Source organism: Lysinibacillus sp. FJAT-14745 (assembly GCF_001275675.1).
GTDB lineage: Bacteria > Bacillota > Bacilli > Bacillales_A > Planococcaceae > Lysinibacillus.
Genome location: NZ_LITM01000016.1, coordinates 23,267 through 40,123 on the forward strand (window position 1 = coordinate 23,267; position 16,857 = coordinate 40,123).

17 protein-coding genes are annotated in these 16,857 nt (G+C 37.6%); 8 read left to right on the forward strand and 9 right to left on the reverse strand.

Translation table 11 applies throughout. The annotated features are described in order from the left end of the window. Positions 1-3 precede the first annotated feature (3 nt). Positions 4-693 (reverse strand): B3/4 domain-containing protein, encoded by a 690-nt coding sequence (locus AMS59_RS21435; RefSeq protein ID WP_053485734.1) that lies wholly within the window; start codon positions 691-693, stop codon positions 4-6. Positions 694-752: 59 nt separating this feature from the next. Between AMS59_RS21435 and queG the strand changes: the two genes are divergently transcribed. Further along, on the forward strand, positions 753-1,883 hold the full coding sequence (queG, locus tag AMS59_RS21440) for a tRNA epoxyqueuosine(34) reductase QueG (RefSeq protein WP_053485735.1): 1,131 nt from the start codon (positions 753-755) through the stop codon (positions 1,881-1,883). Between the two features lie 14 nt (positions 1,884-1,897). Further along, on the forward strand, positions 1,898-2,371 hold the full coding sequence (trmL, locus tag AMS59_RS21445) for a tRNA (uridine(34)/cytosine(34)/5-carboxymethylaminomethyluridine(34)-2'-O)-methyltransferase TrmL (protein ID WP_053485736.1): 474 nt from the start codon (positions 1,898-1,900) through the stop codon (positions 2,369-2,371). A gap of 224 nt (positions 2,372-2,595) precedes the next feature. On the opposite strand, the gene AMS59_RS21450 is transcribed toward trmL, so the two are convergent. Further along, positions 2,596-3,441, reverse strand: coding sequence for a VOC family protein (locus AMS59_RS21450; protein ID WP_053485737.1), 846 nt, complete (start codon positions 3,439-3,441; stop codon positions 2,596-2,598). Positions 3,442-3,969: 528 nt separating this feature from the next. Between AMS59_RS21450 and AMS59_RS25995 the strand changes: the two genes are divergently transcribed. Together AMS59_RS25995 and AMS59_RS21455 are read left to right on the forward strand one after the other, a co-directional pair. Then, entirely contained in the window at positions 3,970-4,146 is a 177-nt protein-coding gene (locus tag AMS59_RS25995) for a hypothetical protein (RefSeq protein WP_199777816.1), read from the forward strand. Positions 4,147-4,230: 84 nt separating this feature from the next. After that, positions 4,231-5,061, forward strand: a complete 831-nt coding sequence (locus tag AMS59_RS21455) for an aldo/keto reductase (RefSeq protein ID WP_053485738.1) — start codon at positions 4,231-4,233, stop codon at positions 5,059-5,061. Between the two features lie 50 nt (positions 5,062-5,111). On the opposite strand, the gene AMS59_RS21460 is transcribed toward AMS59_RS21455, so the two are convergent. From AMS59_RS21460 to AMS59_RS21470, 3 genes are all read right to left on the reverse strand, one after another. Beyond that, entirely contained in the window at positions 5,112-7,286 is a 2,175-nt protein-coding gene (locus AMS59_RS21460; protein WP_234007876.1) for a 5'-nucleotidase C-terminal domain-containing protein, read from the reverse strand. Positions 7,287-7,649: 363 nt separating this feature from the next. Next, on the reverse strand, positions 7,650-8,489 hold the full coding sequence (locus AMS59_RS21465) for an RluA family pseudouridine synthase (protein ID WP_053485740.1): 840 nt from the start codon (positions 8,487-8,489) through the stop codon (positions 7,650-7,652). Between the two features lie 54 nt (positions 8,490-8,543). After that, positions 8,544-8,969, reverse strand: a complete 426-nt coding sequence (locus AMS59_RS21470) for a disulfide oxidoreductase (protein WP_053485741.1) — start codon at positions 8,967-8,969, stop codon at positions 8,544-8,546. A gap of 482 nt (positions 8,970-9,451) precedes the next feature. Here AMS59_RS21470 and AMS59_RS21475 point away from each other — a divergent pair, with 482 nt between their 5' ends. Further along, positions 9,452-10,567 (forward strand): GAF domain-containing sensor histidine kinase, encoded by a 1,116-nt coding sequence (locus AMS59_RS21475; RefSeq protein WP_053485742.1) that lies wholly within the window; start codon positions 9,452-9,454, stop codon positions 10,565-10,567. 13 nt (positions 10,568-10,580) lie between these two features. Further along, a complete protein-coding gene (locus AMS59_RS21480; protein ID WP_053485743.1) occupies positions 10,581-11,228 on the forward strand; it encodes a response regulator transcription factor in 648 nt (215 codons plus the stop codon). A gap of 71 nt (positions 11,229-11,299) precedes the next feature. On the opposite strand, the gene AMS59_RS27090 is transcribed toward AMS59_RS21480, so the two are convergent. Continuing rightward, complete coding sequence (locus AMS59_RS27090; protein ID WP_369814352.1) at positions 11,300-11,524, reverse strand: hypothetical protein; 225 nt, start codon at positions 11,522-11,524, stop codon at positions 11,300-11,302. A 120-nt stretch (positions 11,525-11,644) separates the two neighbouring features. Here AMS59_RS27090 and AMS59_RS21485 point away from each other — a divergent pair, with 120 nt between their 5' ends. Both AMS59_RS21485 and AMS59_RS21490 read left to right on the forward strand, forming a co-directional pair. Next, on the forward strand, positions 11,645-12,565 hold the full coding sequence (locus AMS59_RS21485) for a YafY family protein (protein WP_053485744.1): 921 nt from the start codon (positions 11,645-11,647) through the stop codon (positions 12,563-12,565). 70 nt (positions 12,566-12,635) lie between these two features. Then, on the forward strand, positions 12,636-13,376 hold the full coding sequence (locus AMS59_RS21490) for an effector binding domain-containing protein (RefSeq protein WP_053485745.1): 741 nt from the start codon (positions 12,636-12,638) through the stop codon (positions 13,374-13,376). Between the two features lie 437 nt (positions 13,377-13,813). Here the strand turns inward: AMS59_RS21490 and AMS59_RS21495 are convergent, their stop codons facing one another. The 3 genes from AMS59_RS21495 to AMS59_RS21505 all read right to left on the reverse strand — a co-directional run bounded on the left by AMS59_RS21495 (position 13,814) and on the right by AMS59_RS21505 (position 16,599). Next, the gene (locus AMS59_RS21495; RefSeq protein WP_082337650.1) at positions 13,814-15,139 is read right to left on the reverse strand and encodes a hemolysin family protein; all 1,326 of its coding nucleotides are present in this window, start codon (positions 15,137-15,139) and stop codon (positions 13,814-13,816) included. 608 nt (positions 15,140-15,747) lie between these two features. Beyond that, on the reverse strand, positions 15,748-16,161 hold the full coding sequence (locus tag AMS59_RS21500; RefSeq protein ID WP_053485747.1) for a hypothetical protein: 414 nt from the start codon (positions 16,159-16,161) through the stop codon (positions 15,748-15,750). Positions 16,162-16,395: 234 nt separating this feature from the next. Then, positions 16,396-16,599: a YheE family protein gene (locus AMS59_RS21505; protein ID WP_053485851.1), complete on the reverse strand. Its 204-nt coding sequence runs from the start codon at positions 16,597-16,599 to the stop codon at positions 16,396-16,398. Between the last annotated feature and the right edge of the window lie 258 nt (positions 16,600-16,857).

Consider the following 16,857-nt stretch of genomic DNA (forward strand, 5'->3'; position numbering starts at 1 on the left):
CTTTTACAATGTAGTAGATGGTACTGCGTTTGTTAAGAGGGCCATTTTATACTCGCCGCCATGAATTTGGTTAAACATCTTACTGGCAGATGCTAGAAGCTTATTCGCATTTTCGTCTGACAATGATGGGCGGAGATAGAAGATATGTAAAGCCTCGGTCGTTTCCTCTGAAACAGACGTACGTTTAGAATCGACAAATGGTGACCCAAATGCGCCTTCAGCATCATAGTTATAAAGGATATTTTTTAATGCATTAAAACGGCCATTTAAGCCCTCATAGCCAGTGTCCTCGTTGCCAAGTGCGATTTCTATATTTCCTTGTAGTTTAGCTACATCATATAAGCCTACTGGAATTTCATATTGGAGGGAGAAGAAATTATTTAAATCAACACCAGAGTGAAGTGGTGTTAAATAATTTTGCTTACTAATTCGGCGCATTAAGCTTTCTGCTGAGTGACGATAGCGGTTCGGATCTGCACCAAGCTTTTTCCATAGTTGTCGCCATTCTGCGATACCTTCTCGTTGCGTTACAGGACTATTTTGCATTTCTAAAAAGAGATTTTCCTGATACAATTGCATGCGACCTTTAATCATTTGAGGCGATTCTGCAACGACAATTTTGGTATAATGAATAATGCCGATTTTAAGCTCGGGATGTTGTGTCAATAGAGATTGATTAATTGAAATGTCCATAAAACATCACCTACTTTATCTATTTCTATTATTGTACCATGTAAGGAGTTGGAAATAAAATGAACATACATGACCTACAACGTGAATTTGTAGCCTATGGAATGTCCATTGGTGTAGATAAAATTGGCTTTACAACAGCAGCTCCATTTACAGAATTAAAAAATAGACTGCGCCGTCAGCAAGAGCTTGGCTATCAGTCTGGCTTTGAAGAAAGCGATATTGAAAAACGTACCGAACCCCTACAATTGTTAGAGGAAGCAGAGAGCATTGTGGCGATAGCTGTAGCCTATCCGTCGCGTATGCAAAATGCACCTGTTGGCAAGAAGGGAGCAAGACGTGGGATTTTTTGCCGCGCTTCCTGGGGTGTCGATTATCATACAGCATTACGTGAGCGCTTGAAATTATTATCAGCCTGGCTTGAGGAGCGCATAGAAGGTGTTCGTATTGAATCAATGGTTGATACGGGTGCACTTGTCGATAGGGCAGTTGCAGAGCGTGCAGGGATAGGCTGGAGCGGGAAAAACTGCTCGATTATTACGCCTGAGTTCGGATCTTATGTATATTTAGGGGAGCTTATCACGAATATCCCTTTTGCTCCTGATCAGCCTATGGAGGATGAATGCGGGGATTGCCGTTTATGTTTAGATGTTTGTCCAACAGGCGCGTTAATCGAGGGAGGACAACTAGACTCACAGCGTTGTATAGCCTTTTTAACGCAAACTAAAGGAATGCTACCTGATGAGTTTCGTACTCATATTGGTAATCGTTTGTATGGCTGTGATACATGCCAGACCGTATGCCCAAAGAATAAAGGAAAGATTAACTGGATACATGAGGAATTTAAGCCTGATCCAGAGCTTGCAAAGCCATTACTTGTACCACTTTTAACGATCTCAAATCGTGACTTTAAAGAAAAATTTGGACATGTTTCTGGTTCATGGAGAGGGAAAAAGCCAATTCAACGCAATGCTATTTTGGCACTTGCGCACTTTAAAGAAGAAGCTGCGGTCCCAGACTTAGTAGCACTTCTTGAAAAGGATGAACGACCTGTAATTCGAGGAACAGCAGCATGGGCATTAGGCAAGATAGGCGGAGAACAGGCCCAATCTGCATTACTTGAGGCAAAAGTACAAGAACAAGACGAGGAAGTGCTCGTTGAAATTAACAAAGGTTTACAATTTTTTAATTAAGGAAGTGTGCCGTTATGCCATTGCATATCGTTTTATATCAACCAGAAATTCCAGCAAATACAGGAAATATTGCACGCACATGTGCTGGCACAAATACGTCACTACATTTAATTCGTCCTCTTGGCTTTTCCACAGACGATAAAATGCTAAAACGTGCCGGCTTAGATTATTGGCATAGTGTCAATGTCGTGTATCACGATTCATTAGAGGATTTTTTAGAGGCATCTAAAAATGGCGACGTTTATTTAATTGAGACATATAGTGAAGAGCCATTTACGACACATGATTTTAGTGATAAAGATCGTGATATTTACTTTATGTTTGGAAAAGAAACGACTGGCTTGCCAAAGGATTTTGCTTATGAGCGTCGAGATATGTGCTTACGAATTCCACAGAGCGAACATGTTCGTTCACTCAATCTATCGAATACAGCAGCCATTGTAATTTATGAGGCATTGCGCCAACAAGGATATCCAGGATTACATTAAAAAAAGCCTGGGACCTAACTGGTCAAAACCTCAAAAAAAGCGCGGGAAATCAATTTAGAAACATTGATTTCTCGCGCTTTTCTGATGGGGAATTTTAAAATTTTACTTCCGTAAGCGACGGAAAGAACGCCTCAAACGATGGAATGAATCCGACAAGCGACGGAAAGAACCTGGTAAGCGACGGATAAAACCTGGCAAGCGACGGAAAGCCCGTCACATCACTCTTAAAATTTCAATAAAACTACGATACCTGATGGATCCTCTGTTTGGAAACCTCCATCTATATCAGTAACAGGTGCACCAATTGCACGAAGATTTTCTTGCATTGTTGTTGCTTGCTCTTCATTATCTAGGCGCAATGAAAATGTTTTTAGGCCAACTTGATTTTCACCAAGCTTTGGTGCGTTTTCAGAGTGCCAAGTGTTTAAACCGATATGATGGTGATAGCGGCCAGTTGAGATGAATAAAGCTTGGTCTCCATAGCGAGTGACAATCTCAAATCCTAATCCTTTTGTATAAAATTCCTCTGCGGTAGCTAAATTAGAAACTGATAAATGAATATGTCCCATAACCGTATCAGCTGGTAGGCCATTCCATCTAGCATCGCCTTCCTCTAATATAGAATGGATTTTAAGAGGTTCAGTCACCATATGCACTTGGTCGAAATGCCAAGTCCATTCATTTTCAGGTCGATCCGCATAAACCTCAATACCATTATTATCAGGATCACTTAAATAAAGTGCTTCACTTACATCATGGTCAGATGCTCCGAAGTACACGCCATTGTTATGGAAATGAGTAATAATATTCGCTAAATCACGACGAGTAGGCAGTAAAATTGCAAAGTGATAAAGTCCAGTTGTTAAGCTCGTTTTTTCTTCTACTGTTTCGGGTTGGATGATTGTCAGTAATGCTGTTTTGCCATCAGTTGTTAGAGTTGCTCTATGAGATTCCTGATGTAAAACTTTAAAGCCAATTACCTCCTGATAATAAGTTAATGAACGTTGTAAATCGCTCACTTTAATTTCAACATTTGTGACATATGTGTTAGGTTTTTCATGAAAATGCATAGTAAATTACCTCCGAAATTTAAGTTATCATTAATTATTAGCTTACTTTATGTAAGTAAGTTTATTTTATAAAGTACAGAATGTCAAGTAAATATATTGTTCCTAAAAAAGAGATGTAACCAAAGCGGCTCATCGGACCCTCAGGAAAGCACTCAGTCGTAACGGAAATCAACTCCTCACTTTGCCAAAGAGCCAAACTTTATTTAAGAGGGCACCCTATTTCATCACAATAGTTTTAAACAAAAAAAATCACTAAGCATCTATTCATGCTTAGTGATTTTCTTGAGGTATTATTTGTCTGCTCTGTAGTCGCCTTCATAACCAGCAGTGAAAATTGCAGTTAAGAACGCAACAGTTACACCAATAATTAAAATTAAACTCATGGAAGTACCCTCCTCATGTTTATAAAGACATCTCTTTTTAGTATAGACTATCTACTATAAAAATGAAACGACATAGTGGAATAAAATATGTCAGAAATGGTTCAGAAATAACTATTTCGGGAAAACTATAAGAGAGGTGATAATAATGGAAAAAAAGGTTCCAAATATCGAAAACGGTACAATGGCTAGAAATTTTAAAGATTTACAGGATTTGGGGAAGCAAATGGAGCATTTGCGTGATGGTCAAGAGCTTGTAGAAGACGATCGAATTCCAGACCCTATCCAAGTAGATGATTATGAAGAGAAAGCAGAAGAACAATAAGAAATTACCCTGGAAATTTTCCTTATGTTTCTTAAAACCAATTTTTTGTATAATGGAACTAGGAAAAGAAAGGGGTTGTTATTCTTGAATTTACAATCAACAAAAACATTAGCAAACGGTGTGGAAATGCCTCGCTTTGGCTTAGGTGTTTATAAAATGACCGAGCGTGATGAGACTTTGCAGGCTATTGATAAAGCTCTTAAATATGGCTACCGAGCTATAGATACGGCTTCGCTTTATGGTAATGAAGCTGAGGTGGGCGAAGCTATTCGTCATTCAGGTGTTAAACGTGAGGATATTTTTGTGACGACAAAGGTTTGGAATAATGACCAAGGTTATGATGAAACATTACGAGCTTTTGAAGTATCTTTGAAAAAGTTAAATATGGACTATTTAGATTTATATTTGACTCATTGGGCAGTACCAGAAACATTTGAAGAAACGTATAGAGCAATTGAACGTTTATATGATGAAAAATTAATTCGTGCAACAGGTATCTCAAATCACCATGAGCACCATCTACAAAAGCTATTAGCTAAAGCAAATATAGCACCAATGGTCAATCAAGTAGAGGTGCATCCATATTTACAGCAAGACGCCTTACGAGCATTTTGTAGTGAGCATGGAATTGCTGTTACGGCATGGTCTCCATTAGGTCGTGGTGGGGTACTTGATAATACAACAATAATGGAAATTGGTCGCGAAATAGGGAAGACAGCTGCACAAGTAGTCCTTCGCTGGCATTTACAAAATGATACACTTGTTATTCCAAAATCTGTGACACCAAGTCGTATTGAGGAAAATGCACAGATTTTTGATTTTGAATTAACACTAGAACAAATGGATAAAATAGCGGCGTTAAATCGTAATGAACGCTTTGGGCAGGATCCAGATAACTTTAAATTTAATTTTTAGTGCAATAGAAATCCCGCTCTCTAATTTGAGAAGCGGGATTTTTAAATGTATTATTTAGATTCTTTTACAAAAGGAATGTAGTTAGAAAGCATTTTAGCCATATTTGCACGTGTTGCGTTGTTACTAGGCATAAATTTGCCGTTTACACCGCTAACAATCTTTAAGTCTTTCATAAGTGCAATAGCATTTTGAGTTTCAGCGTTGTATTGAGAAATATCACTGAAATCAGCTTTTAAACCAGTTTTTGCATCGTGTTGTAGGTTGTATGCACGAGCAAACATTAAGGAAAGTTGAGCACGAGTTACTTTTGCATTAGGATTGAATTTACCATTCACACCTTGTACAATTCCAGCTTCAGCAAGTGCTGTAATTTCTTTTTGTGTTGCAGGATTTACATTCGCAATATCAGAGAATGTTGCTTGACCTTTTGCTTCAAGCTTTAAGGCACGTGCGATAAATGATGCAGCTTGTGCACGAGTTAAGTTTGCATTTGGTGAATATGTTGTTGCAGAAGTACCATTTGTTAAATCACGGTAATAAAGATCACGAACATAACCTTCTGTGTCTGAACCTTTTGCGATATCTTTAAATGGAATTGTTGCGATAATACGTCCTTCTACTTTTGAATCAACTTTTTTTAGTGTATCTAAGTGTTTGATAAACATTTCATAGTCAATCGTACCAGGTTCACTTACACGGCCGTCCGCATAAACTTTTTTCAGTGTATCGTAGCCGTCTCCACCTTTAGCAGTGAATGTATTTGTTGCCGCTTTATAATAGGCTGCTTTATCTAGCTCTTTTCCATTTAATTTAATAGATTTTACACGTTTACCAGCTGGTGCTTTACCGTCAAATTCAACTTGTAAACCAGAGAAGTGTAGGAAGCCACCAGATTCTTTCGGGAACTCTTTCACACTATGTTCAACAATATCATAAATTTCAGCACCAGTTAGTTTTACGATGCCAAGTGCATTACCGAATGGCATAACTGTCATAACTTCGCCTACAGTGATATCTCCTGCATCAATACTTGCGCGAATACCACCACCGTTTTGGAATGCAAATTGTACTTCAGGGTCAATTTTCTTTGCGCCAGCAAGCATACCATCAGTAATTAAGTTACCAAGGTTTGTTTCTCCAGCACGTACGCCCCAAAGACCACGACCACCATTTAGTGGTGACACAGCTGTATTGCCTGTTGATTGATTTAACATTTTTGAAATTTTCTCTTTATATGGAGCTAAAAGTGCTGTAGCTTCAGCGTCAGCTTGTACAGGCTTTTCTTTATCATTTAAAGCATGTAATTGACCGAAGTAGTCAACAACGGCGCCATTATCGTTGAATGTTAAATCTAATTCACCTAAATTTTCGCTATATTGGCCTGTTTGAACGATAATAGTAGGGTTCTTAAATGATGTTTCAGCTTTTACAGGCTTATCTAATTTTGTATGTGTATGACCACCTACGATTACATCAATGCCTTCTACAGCTTTCGCAAGTAATTGGTCATTATCCCACTCAGCGGAGTCATCGAAGCCTATGTGTGTTAATGCGATAATTTTGTTAACACCTTGTTTTTCAAAATCTGCTACTGCTTTTTTCGCAGAGTCGATATAGTTTGCAAACTGGACGTTAGCAACGCTTGAAATAGTAGGTGTTTCTTCTGTTGTTAGGCCGAAAATACCTACTTGTTGTCCATCGATTTCTTTAATGACACCGTCGTAAATTTTACCATTTTTAAAGTCTTTTGTGACTGTTTTGAATTGTAAGCCATTGAATAAAGAATCTTTTGAAAAATCTAGATTGGATCCTAGTAATGGGAACTCTGCGCCTTTAACGAATTTAGCAAGTGCAGCATGTCCTTCTGGGCTTGATCCTAAATCGAACTCATGGTTACCAAAAGTCATGGCATCATACCCCATTAAGTTCATTAACTTCATATCAGCTTCTCCAGCAAATTCGTTAAAATACAAAGAACCAGAGAAAACATCACCAGCATCTAAAAGAAGTGAATTTGCATTCGCAGCACGAAGTTCTTTTACTTTTGTTGCGCGCTTTGTAGCATCCTCAACGTGTGCATGCGTGTCATTTGAGTGTAGAATTGTTAATTTGAAACCATCTTTCGTAGCTGTTGGTGTTGTTTCCGCTGCATGTGCGGCAAAACCTGGTGTAGCTAGTAAGCTAGCAGCTAGAGTTGTTGCTGCAATACTTTTAACCCATTTCATCAATGAATTCCTCCTCATAATATGTCAGATGACTGACAATTTACTCTATTCTATCATGAAAAAAAACCACCGTCATTACCAATAATGGAAATGTATATTAAAATTATTGTAAAGAATAGATGAAAGAAATACTAAATAATATATTTATACTTTTTTAGAATTATAAGTAAATGGATTGAAGTGTAATAGCTCATCACCACCGTAACGTGTAGTTGATTTCCGTTCCGACTGGGCGCTTTGTTGTTGCTGTCGCTACGCTTTCGCACAGAGCAGAGCTTCCTGGGGACGTCTTAAATAAGGCATAAAAAAACTGCACCTCGAATTGTTAGCTTATGTGCAACAATTCAAGGTGCAGCACGATAATTACTGCTGATCCTTTACAACAATTTGCTTATTTAAAAATGGATGCTCGAATTCCAATTGAATAGCATGGAGCTCGTAATCATCACTTGCTGTTTCTCTTGCTCCGTACATTGTATCTCCAATAATCGGATGACCGATATGTGCTAAATGTACACGAATTTGATGAGTTCTTCCTGTTTCAAGAATTAGATGGACAATACAAGAGCTTTTATAGCGAGCTACAACTTCATAGTGTGTAACTGCATGCTGTCCAGTTTTTGAAACGACACGTCTTGTTGCATGATGTCGGTCTTTTCCGATTGCTTCAGAAATCGTGCCGGATGAAGAGCGTAAGTTCCCTTGTACCTCTGCAGCGTATGTGCGAATAATAGTTTTTTCCTCAATCATACGGTCAAAGATTGACTTTGCTAGTGGATGCTTTGCTACAAGTAACAAACCTTGTGTCCCTTTATCTAAACGATGTACATGCTCCGCATAAGTGCCACCTTGCTCTTTAATATGAGCCATAACATGATTCATACAAGTATGAGTATCGCGTGCATCATTTGGATGTGTCGACATGCCTTTTGGTTTAGAAACGATCAAACAATGGTCATCCTCATAAACGACATCAATTGCACAAACCGGTGTCGGTTGATAATTAGATGTCGGAATTGGGAATGTGAATTTTATGATTGTTCCTACTTGTAGAGGATCTTTCCACTGAATAGGTTCTCCGTCAACTGTTGTGATAGCCTTCGCCATTCTCAGTTCATGGACTAGCTTTTTACCGAGTCGCCAATCATTGCGTAATAGATCCTCGACTGTCAAATTATTTGTATTTATTTCATAATGAAACATAAATCTTCCTCCGTAGAAAAGACCGTATTCCAAATGTAGAACACGGTCTCATAATTAATTTGCTGTTTTTGCAGCCTTCATTACATAAAAGCTTGCCCCTGCAATTAAAATAAATGCAGTTAGCGCTAAAAATGGGATTGTGATAAAACCTAACCAGTTAATATATTGACCAGTACATGAAACAAGACCACAAGATGGTGCAGTATCAGCTAAAAAACTAAGCTTTTGAATACCATAATGGTAAAGTGATATACTGCCCCCCATAATGGCAAAAACAGCAGTTGTTAAAGCAATACGTGCATTTTTTTGAATAAAGGCAATCGTTGTCATAATAACAATTGGATACATGAAAATTCGTTGGTACCAACACATTTTACAAGGTTCATAATGACGGATTTCAGAAAAGTATAAGGAACCCAGTGTTGCAACGACAGAGACAATCCAGATAAATAATAAGCCATTTTCCACTTTTTTAGACATATTAATTCTCTCCTTAGTATAACCATGTACTTGTTCGATTATAGTTGTTCTAGTTTTATATGTAAATTAACTTACCCAAAATAAGGTATGTTTTTATCAATTATGCCTCGGCATAATTACGTCCGGAATCGGCTTTGTGCTTAGGCCTGCAAATGTTTATTGCGCGAAAGCGTAGCGGCAGCAGCAGATGTTTTTTGTGCGAAAGCGTAGTGCTAACGTAGCGACAGCAACAGGATGTTTTTTGTGCGAAAGCGTAGTGCTAACGTAGCGACAGCAACACGAGGGCCGACACTATGTTGGTCATTTCGGTAATGCCACAGGACGTGGCGATCGTAGACTGAGTTCCTCTATTTCAGTGGATGTTTGGACACCCGCTGAAAGAAGCTAAAAATTTCAGTCAAAAGTATGAACGGCTGAGGCAGACGTTCCAGACTTTGAAATGTTATCATTAACATTAGTAATGCCAAAGAAGAGGTGTTTTTGTGAGGGAGAACGATCATTCCAATATTGGTATTTTAAAAGAGATTGCAGAGTTATTAAACGAAGAAACTGAAATTGTGTCGATGTTAAAAGGAGCACTTGTGAAATTTTTAAATGGCACAAATTTTGAAACAGGCTGGATTTTTTTTATAGATGAAAAAGGACGGTCAGAGCTTGTGGTTCATGTCAATTTACCAGAAGCTCTGGAATATAAAAATTGCCATTATTTAAAAAAAGGAGGCTGTTGGTGTGTTTCCCGCTATCGTAATGAGGAATTAAAAAAAGCCTCAAATATTATTGAATGTCAACGTATTGAAAGTGCAATTGCAGCAAATGTTGGCGATCACGAAGGCATTACACATCATGCAACAGTGCCGCTTCAATCTGGACAAGAGCGTTTTGGTGTCTTAAATGTTGCATCGAAGGATACCGTGCGTTTTTCAGAGGAAGAGCTAGCTTTACTTGAATCGGTTGCATTTCAGATGGGCTCAGCTATTAAGCGTATTTTACTGACAAAGCAGGAGCAGGAAATGGCACTTGTGAAGGAGCGCAATCGTCTAGCCCGAGATTTACACGATTCCGTGAATCAGCTACTTTTTTCGGTTACATTAACGGCGAGAGCTGGTATTGAAATGACAAACGATAGTGATGTGAAGGAAACGTTTAAGGAGATTCAACACTTAACACAGGATGCCTTAACAGAAATGCGTGCTCTCATTTGGCAGCTTCGTCCAAAAGGATTAGAAAATGGTTTACTTGAAGCGATAAAAGTGTATGCTGAAATGCTTGGCTTAAAGCTTCATGTAACGGTCTCAGGTGTACTGCAATTCCCATCACGTATCGAAGAAACATTATTTCGAGTAGCCCAAGAAGCACTTAATAATGTTCGTCGTCATGCTGGTGTGCTGGAGGCTGCACTTTATATTACGGTCACTTCCACAGATATTTTACTTGTTATTCGTGATGAGGGACGAGGCTTCGTCATCGATCATAACACGAAGCTACTTTCAATAGGCTTGCAATCCATAAAGGATCGTGCAAAATCAGTTGGTGGCACAGCTGACTGGGTTAGTGAAATGGGCAAAGGAACAGAGCTGTTAATCCGCTTGCCATATTAGGGGGGGGAAGAGTATGATACGTGTTTTAATCGCAGATGACCATCATGTAGTGCGTCGTGGATTATTATTTTTCTTAAAAACACAGAAAGATATTGAAGTTGTTGGAGAAGCGAAAAATGGATTAGAGGCAGTAGCTCTAGCGGAAAGTATACAGCCAGATATTATACTCATGGACTTGGTAATGCCTGAGATGGATGGAATTCAGGCAACGAAGCGCATTAAAGCTAAATTTCCACAAATAGAAATTCTAATGCTGACAAGCTTTGCTGACCGTGATCATGTAGTGCCAGCTATGGAGGCAGGAGCTGCAGGCTATCAGTTGAAAGATATTGAACCTGATGAGTTGGTATTGTCCATTCGTCGTATTATGCGAGGCGAAAATACATTACATCCAGAAGCAACAACCACTCTGGAAATGGACCGTCAAGAATCTAAAAATGCACCTCATGTTTTAAACCCACTAACACCTCGTGAACAGGATGTGCTTGCAGAGCTTACAAAAGGGAAAAGTAATCGAGAAATTGCGTCCTCTTTATTCGTTACAGAAAAAACGGTGAAAACTCATATTTCTAATATTTTCACGAAGCTACAAGTGCAGGATCGTACGCAGGCTGCTCTTTATGCTGTGAAGCACGGACTGACAGAGGGTAGTGGTGTATAAAAGTTAATTGATTTCGTCCCCAGGAGTCGGAACGGAAATCAATCTCACGTTATAGTGATGAGACTGGATTATTAAAAAACGACGGGTTCATAGGAAACTCGTCGTTTTTTAATGAATGAAACCTTTATTTTTATTAATGTAGAGCTTGGCGAAATCGATAGGTCATCTTTTAGCTTCTGTTCATAAGCAAGAAATACTTTGTATGCCTGTTCATGAAATCCCGTATTTATTAAAATGTGTAAATAATGCTCTAGTTTTTGTTCCTTATATGGGTCAGACTCTAATAAATAATTCAGCGTTTATTGTTAAAAACAACATAGCTATAATAGAAAAAAACGTTTAATCGCGCGAATTATAAGTCCTAAGTTGTTTTTTATTAAATTGTAAAAATAGTATTAAAGAAAAGGAGTACAAATATGAAATTAGAGCGTCTATTAACGATGACAATGATTTTAATAAATCGTAAAAAAGTGACAGCTCAGGAGCTTGCCGATTTATTTAATGTGTCAGTTCGTACTATTTATAGAGATATTGAAACGTTGAGCTGTGCTGGGGTTCCTGTTATTAGCCAGCAGGGGGTTAATGGAGGGATTAGTTTAATTGATGGCTATCGTGTGGATAAGCAGGTTCTGACGAAGGAGGAGCTTACTTCACTTTCTATTGCCATTAAAAGTGCGCTGACAACATACGAGGATTCACATGCTGAAGCAGTGCTTGAAAAATTAACAGGTGTTGCGGATGAGACAGTAAAACAAACTATTGATCAACTATTTATTGACCTTAGTCCTTGGGGGCCAAATGCTATTTTCAAGGAACAAATTACTTTATTAAAGAAGGCAATTGAACGCGAGCATTGTATAAGCTTTACGTATTCTACTACACATGGCCATATAACAAGGCGATTATTAGAGCCACACACTGTAGTACAAAAGGGAAAAGTTTGGTATGTGTATGGCTATTGCACATTGAGAGAAGATTTTCGCTTATTTAAAATTTCGAGAATGAAGGATATAAAAGAAGAGAAGACGACATTCCAGCGCAAAGAAGTCAACTTATCTGAACTCCCATGGGATAAAGAGTGGCATCGCCCTCAAAATATAGTAAACCTTACGTTATCTTTCGATTCTGCAATAACGACATTAGTAGAAGAATCATTTGGCGCTGAGCATGTAGATAATGAGCGTTCAACTATTAAAATTTCTTTGCCTGAGGATGAATGGCTATATGGCTTTCTTCTTAGCTTTGGTCATCGCCTAAAAGTATTAGAACCACCTCATATAAGTGAGATTGTGCTAAAACGAGCACAGGAAATTGTTAAGTTGTATAAAGAATTTTAATTGATGACATACAGATGTCAGGTTTCCTTTGTTATAGTCATAACAAATAGAACGAAGGGTGGATTTAATGATGCAAAGTTATTGTCAAAGCTGTGGAATGCCATTAGTGGATGAGGCATTACTTGGTACAGAAAAAGAAGGACACAAAAGTCAGGATTATTGCACATATTGTTATGAATTAGGAGAGTTCAAGCAGCCAGATCTAACAGTTCAAGAAATGATTGAAATTTGTGTGCCACACTTAAAGGAAGATGGTATGGCGGAAGAGGAAGCACGCCAAATGATGACGTCTTTTTTACCAAGCTTAAAGAGATGGAGAAAACATGAAATAAAAGAACCAATTTTGATGAATAAAGAATCTTTTCAAATCGTAGGAATCTCAGCACGAACAAGCAATGCGAATGAAATTACCGCTCAAGCAAAAATCCCACAATTATGGTCGAATTTTTATCAGCAAAATGTTGTAGGACAAATAGCTAATGCAGTAAATCAAGTAACGTATGGTCTGTATTCTGATTACGAAACAGATGTTAATGGAGAGTATTCAATTACACTTGGGGTGGAAGTGGTAGCTACCGACGAAATTCCTGAAGGTATGGTCGTAAAAACAGTGCCAGCTGCAAAATATTTAGTTTTTACTTCTGACAAAGGTCCATTTGAAGAAGTTGTCGTAAAAGCTTGGCAGGATGTCTGGGCCTGGTTTGCAAGCTCAGATGTAGAACGAACATACACAGGTGACTTTGAAGTATACGATGAACGTTGTGCCAATCCGCAAGAAGCTCAAGTCGATATTTATATTGCAATCAAATAATTTAAACAAATTAAGCTTCCTACCAATAATGGATAGGGGGCTTATTTGTTAAGTCCATCTGCTTTTAGTGCTACCGATGTTCCGATATAGCTAATCGTCAATTTTATTGAGCTCAGCATTAAATATGTGCCGATGGATAACTAGGAACCTTTTTCCCCTTGACGTAAGTATAGAGCTCCATCTTGTTTCCTCCTTGCAAAACTTTCCGACATTAGAAAACGACTCCCTTCTCGTGTAAGGGAGTCGTTTTTTGCGGACATAGCTATTTTTTTCAGTAGAAGCTCTTACCGTTATAGATTGTGAGCAAAATACTATTTTTATCGCCTGAATCGTACTAGCGCGATTTTTAAAAGGCAAATACGATAAGGCAATTTATCTTCTTTCAGCGCTTGTCCAAACGCAATTATGCCGAGGCATAATAGATTTTTAGTCAGTTACTAATCGTTGTCATTTGATAAATCACGTTCAGGTAATTTCAGAACCTCTAAGTATAAAATATGGTGACCATCTAATTCTTTTGCGATAAATTCATAACCTTGTTCTTCAATACTGTCTCCTTCGACTGCATCAAAGAGCATTGTCATGAACCAACCACCGATTGTATCAATATCATCATCTTCTATGTCAGTACCTAGCATATCATTCACGTTTTCTACTAGCATCTTCGCATCTAAAATAAAGTGATCTTCTGCAATTTCCTGAACCTCTGGAATTTCATCTTCATCGAACTCATCTTGAATGTCGCCGACAATTTCCTCAATAATATCTTCAATCGTAACTAGTCCAGATGTTCCGCCATATTCATCCATTAAAATGGCCATATGAATGCGTTCACGCTGTATTTTTAGTAATAAGTCGTTAATTTGCGTTGTTTCCATTACGCGAATAATTGGCTGCATATAGTCAATTACAAGCTTATCGCCATTTGTTGGGTCTTTAATGTAAGCAGTTAATAAGTGCTTCATATTGACTAAGCCGATAATATGGTCTTTGTCACCATCAATAACAGGGTAACGGGTATATTGCTCAACGCCCATTAAATCGAAAACTTCTCTAATCGTTAGTTCTTTTTCAATACCGACGATTTCAGTACGTGGGACCATGATTTCTTTTGCAAGACGATCAGAGAACTCAAAAATACTGTTCACATATTCATATTCTGAAGTATTAATTTCTCCACCCTTTAAACTATCCGACAAAATCATACGTAACTCTTCTTCAGTATGGGCTACTTCTGATTCTGACATCATTTTCAAGCCGAAAAGGCCGGTTAAGCCACGTGCAGATCCGTTTAATAGCTTAATGATTGGATACGTAATGTTGTGGAATAAAATTAATGGGCCAGAAAGATTTAATGTTACAAGTTCTGCTTTTTGGATGGCAAGTGTTTTTGGCGCCAATTCCCCCATAACTACATGCATAAACGTTACAATTGAGAATGCAAGTATAAATGAAAGGACAGTAGTAAAATTTTCACTCAAATTTAGAAATTCAAACACTGGATTTAAGAGAATCTTAAATGTAGGTTCACCAAGCCAACCTAGACCTAAAGCAGTGATCGTAATACCTAATTGACATGCAGATAAGTATTCATCTAAATCTGAAATCACACGTTTTGCATTTTTTGCTTTTTTATTCCCTTCTGCAAGCAATTGATCAATACGTGTAGATCTTACTTTAACGATTGCAAACTCGGTTGCAACGAAAAATCCTGTCATTATTATTAGTAGGGCAAATGCCGCCAACCTTATGGTTATTTCCATTATGTCTCCGTCCAAATAATTCCTTTGTCCCCGCCCGAATGAGGGAGGTAAACAAAGTGTACACCTCCTATGATTTTAAAAAATTGTTGAATATTTTAATCATAAAATATTTACACGCAAAACACAAATATTGACAACATTTTTTTAAAATTGATTTTCACACAATAAATTGAACAAATTAAATAATTTCAAACACCAAAAGATTGAAAATAAAAATTTGTTATGCTAACTTTAAATGTAGCAAAGAAGATAGTTTGTTTGAAGAAAGAAGCATTTACATCTCATATAAAACGACACGTCAAAAATCTCAAGAGAGCTTTACGTGCAGATTTTTTTAAATGAATTATTTTAATAGCACAACAAAGGAGCCGTCTCATTCATATGAGGTGGCTCCTTTGTTTTGTAGAAAAATAAAAATAGATGGTCATAGTATCTCTCTTTGGCAAAGCAAGGGGTTGATTTCCGTTCCGACTGGGCGCTTTCCTGGGGGCGTCCGAAGAGGCAGCAACAGATGTTTTTAACGCGACAGCTAATTTCAAAATAGTTTTTTTAAAAAAAAGGAGCCGTTTTCATTCGTATGAGACGGCTCCTTCTGCATTAATGAATTATTATTGTTGAAAACGTAATTTCAAGCACGCTTTTTCCACATCGTGTAGCGTTTCTTTTAACGGTATTTCACCTGAGTAAAGTGAAATCGTAACAGGTGCTTTTTCTGTAATACCTTGCTGTGTAAAAATATAATTTTTGCCATTATACGTTAAATACGTATTTTTTACAGGTCTTTTTCCGAAAGCACTAGTAGATGAATCAAAAAATCCTTTTAATTGACTGCAGTATTCATTGTAGAAATCACATTTAAAGCCAGAAAGAGTCTCGAATTTTTTACTATCAATAGCTTCAGCCTCATTCACTAATTCGAAAATTTTAGCTGAAAATTCGGAAAAAAATTCTTTTACTTTTGCACGAATTAATGCTTTTGAATTATAACTGTTTAAGTCATCAGAAAGAGTGACTTTACTCATTGAAATAGCCTCCTGCATAAAAAACCTTTAATACTTAATAACATAAATGTATAAGAAAAATAAGGGAATTTCAATATACTTAAACATTTTTAAGATAATAGCAGTGCCGAAATTAGAAAAAAATAGGTGTTTTTATGCAGTTGAGAACAGGAAGATACTACTTGTATCTTCATTCAACAATTTTCTATGCGAAAGCGACGCGACAGCACAACAATTACACGAAGGCGAATTTGATCAGTCGTAAACATGGTACAACATAAGCTCATGAATCATTTTTTTTACTTCCTCTTCGTTTGGAGGGATAGGTCCATTCCATTGTATAACGCCATCTTTTAAGTACTCCGCTGTATAACGTTCACGTTGATAAAAGAACGAAATAGACCAACCTGGAAGCTGTGAATTTTCAAATAAAGGCTTAAAGCTAAAATGCTGAATCATAACCCAACCCCATTTCTTATATATGTAGTTAATATTATTCAAGGATAGTGGTAATTTTGCAACTCCAAATGTCAATCCTATCGTAATGAGCTGATTAAGGGATTTTTTGTTGATATTGTGCTCATGTGTATCCATTTTAACTGATTGTAGCAAAGGGCTCTTCGACTCCCACGGGAAGGCGAAGCAACCGCAACAAGGTTTGTCTGTGCGAAAGCGAAGCGACAGCAACAAGGTTTTGTCTGTGCAACAACAACAACA

Bases quoted from the DNA above. Each gene is read 5' to 3' on its own strand.
- AMS59_RS21435 (WP_053485734.1), bottom strand. From the start codon at position 693: ATGGACATTTCAATTAATCAATCTCTATTGACACAACATCCCGAGCTT.
- queG (WP_053485735.1), top strand. From the start codon at position 753: ATGAACATACATGACCTACAACGTGAATTTGTAGCCTATGGAATGTCC.
- trmL (WP_053485736.1), top strand. From the start codon at position 1,898: ATGCCATTGCATATCGTTTTATATCAACCAGAAATTCCAGCAAATACA.
- AMS59_RS21450 (WP_053485737.1), bottom strand. From the start codon at position 3,441: ATGCATTTTCATGAAAAACCTAACACATATGTCACAAATGTTGAAATT.
- AMS59_RS25995 (WP_199777816.1), top strand. From the start codon at position 3,970: ATGGAAAAAAAGGTTCCAAATATCGAAAACGGTACAATGGCTAGAAAT.
- AMS59_RS21460 (WP_234007876.1), bottom strand. From the start codon at position 7,286: ATGAAATGGGTTAAAAGTATTGCAGCAACAACTCTAGCTGCTAGCTTA.
- AMS59_RS21465 (WP_053485740.1), bottom strand. From the start codon at position 8,489: ATGTTTCATTATGAAATAAATACAAATAATTTGACAGTCGAGGATCTA.
- AMS59_RS21470 (WP_053485741.1), bottom strand. From the start codon at position 8,969: ATGTCTAAAAAAGTGGAAAATGGCTTATTATTTATCTGGATTGTCTCT.
- AMS59_RS21480 (WP_053485743.1), top strand. From the start codon at position 10,581: ATGATACGTGTTTTAATCGCAGATGACCATCATGTAGTGCGTCGTGGA.
- AMS59_RS21485 (WP_053485744.1), top strand. From the start codon at position 11,645: ATGAAATTAGAGCGTCTATTAACGATGACAATGATTTTAATAAATCGT.
- AMS59_RS21490 (WP_053485745.1), top strand. From the start codon at position 12,636: ATGCAAAGTTATTGTCAAAGCTGTGGAATGCCATTAGTGGATGAGGCA.
- AMS59_RS21495 (WP_082337650.1), bottom strand. From the start codon at position 15,139: ATGGAAATAACCATAAGGTTGGCGGCATTTGCCCTACTAATAATAATG.
- AMS59_RS21500 (WP_053485747.1), bottom strand. From the start codon at position 16,161: ATGAGTAAAGTCACTCTTTCTGATGACTTAAACAGTTATAATTCAAAA.
- AMS59_RS21505 (WP_053485851.1), bottom strand. From the start codon at position 16,599: ATGATTCAGCATTTTAGCTTTAAGCCTTTATTTGAAAATTCACAGCTT.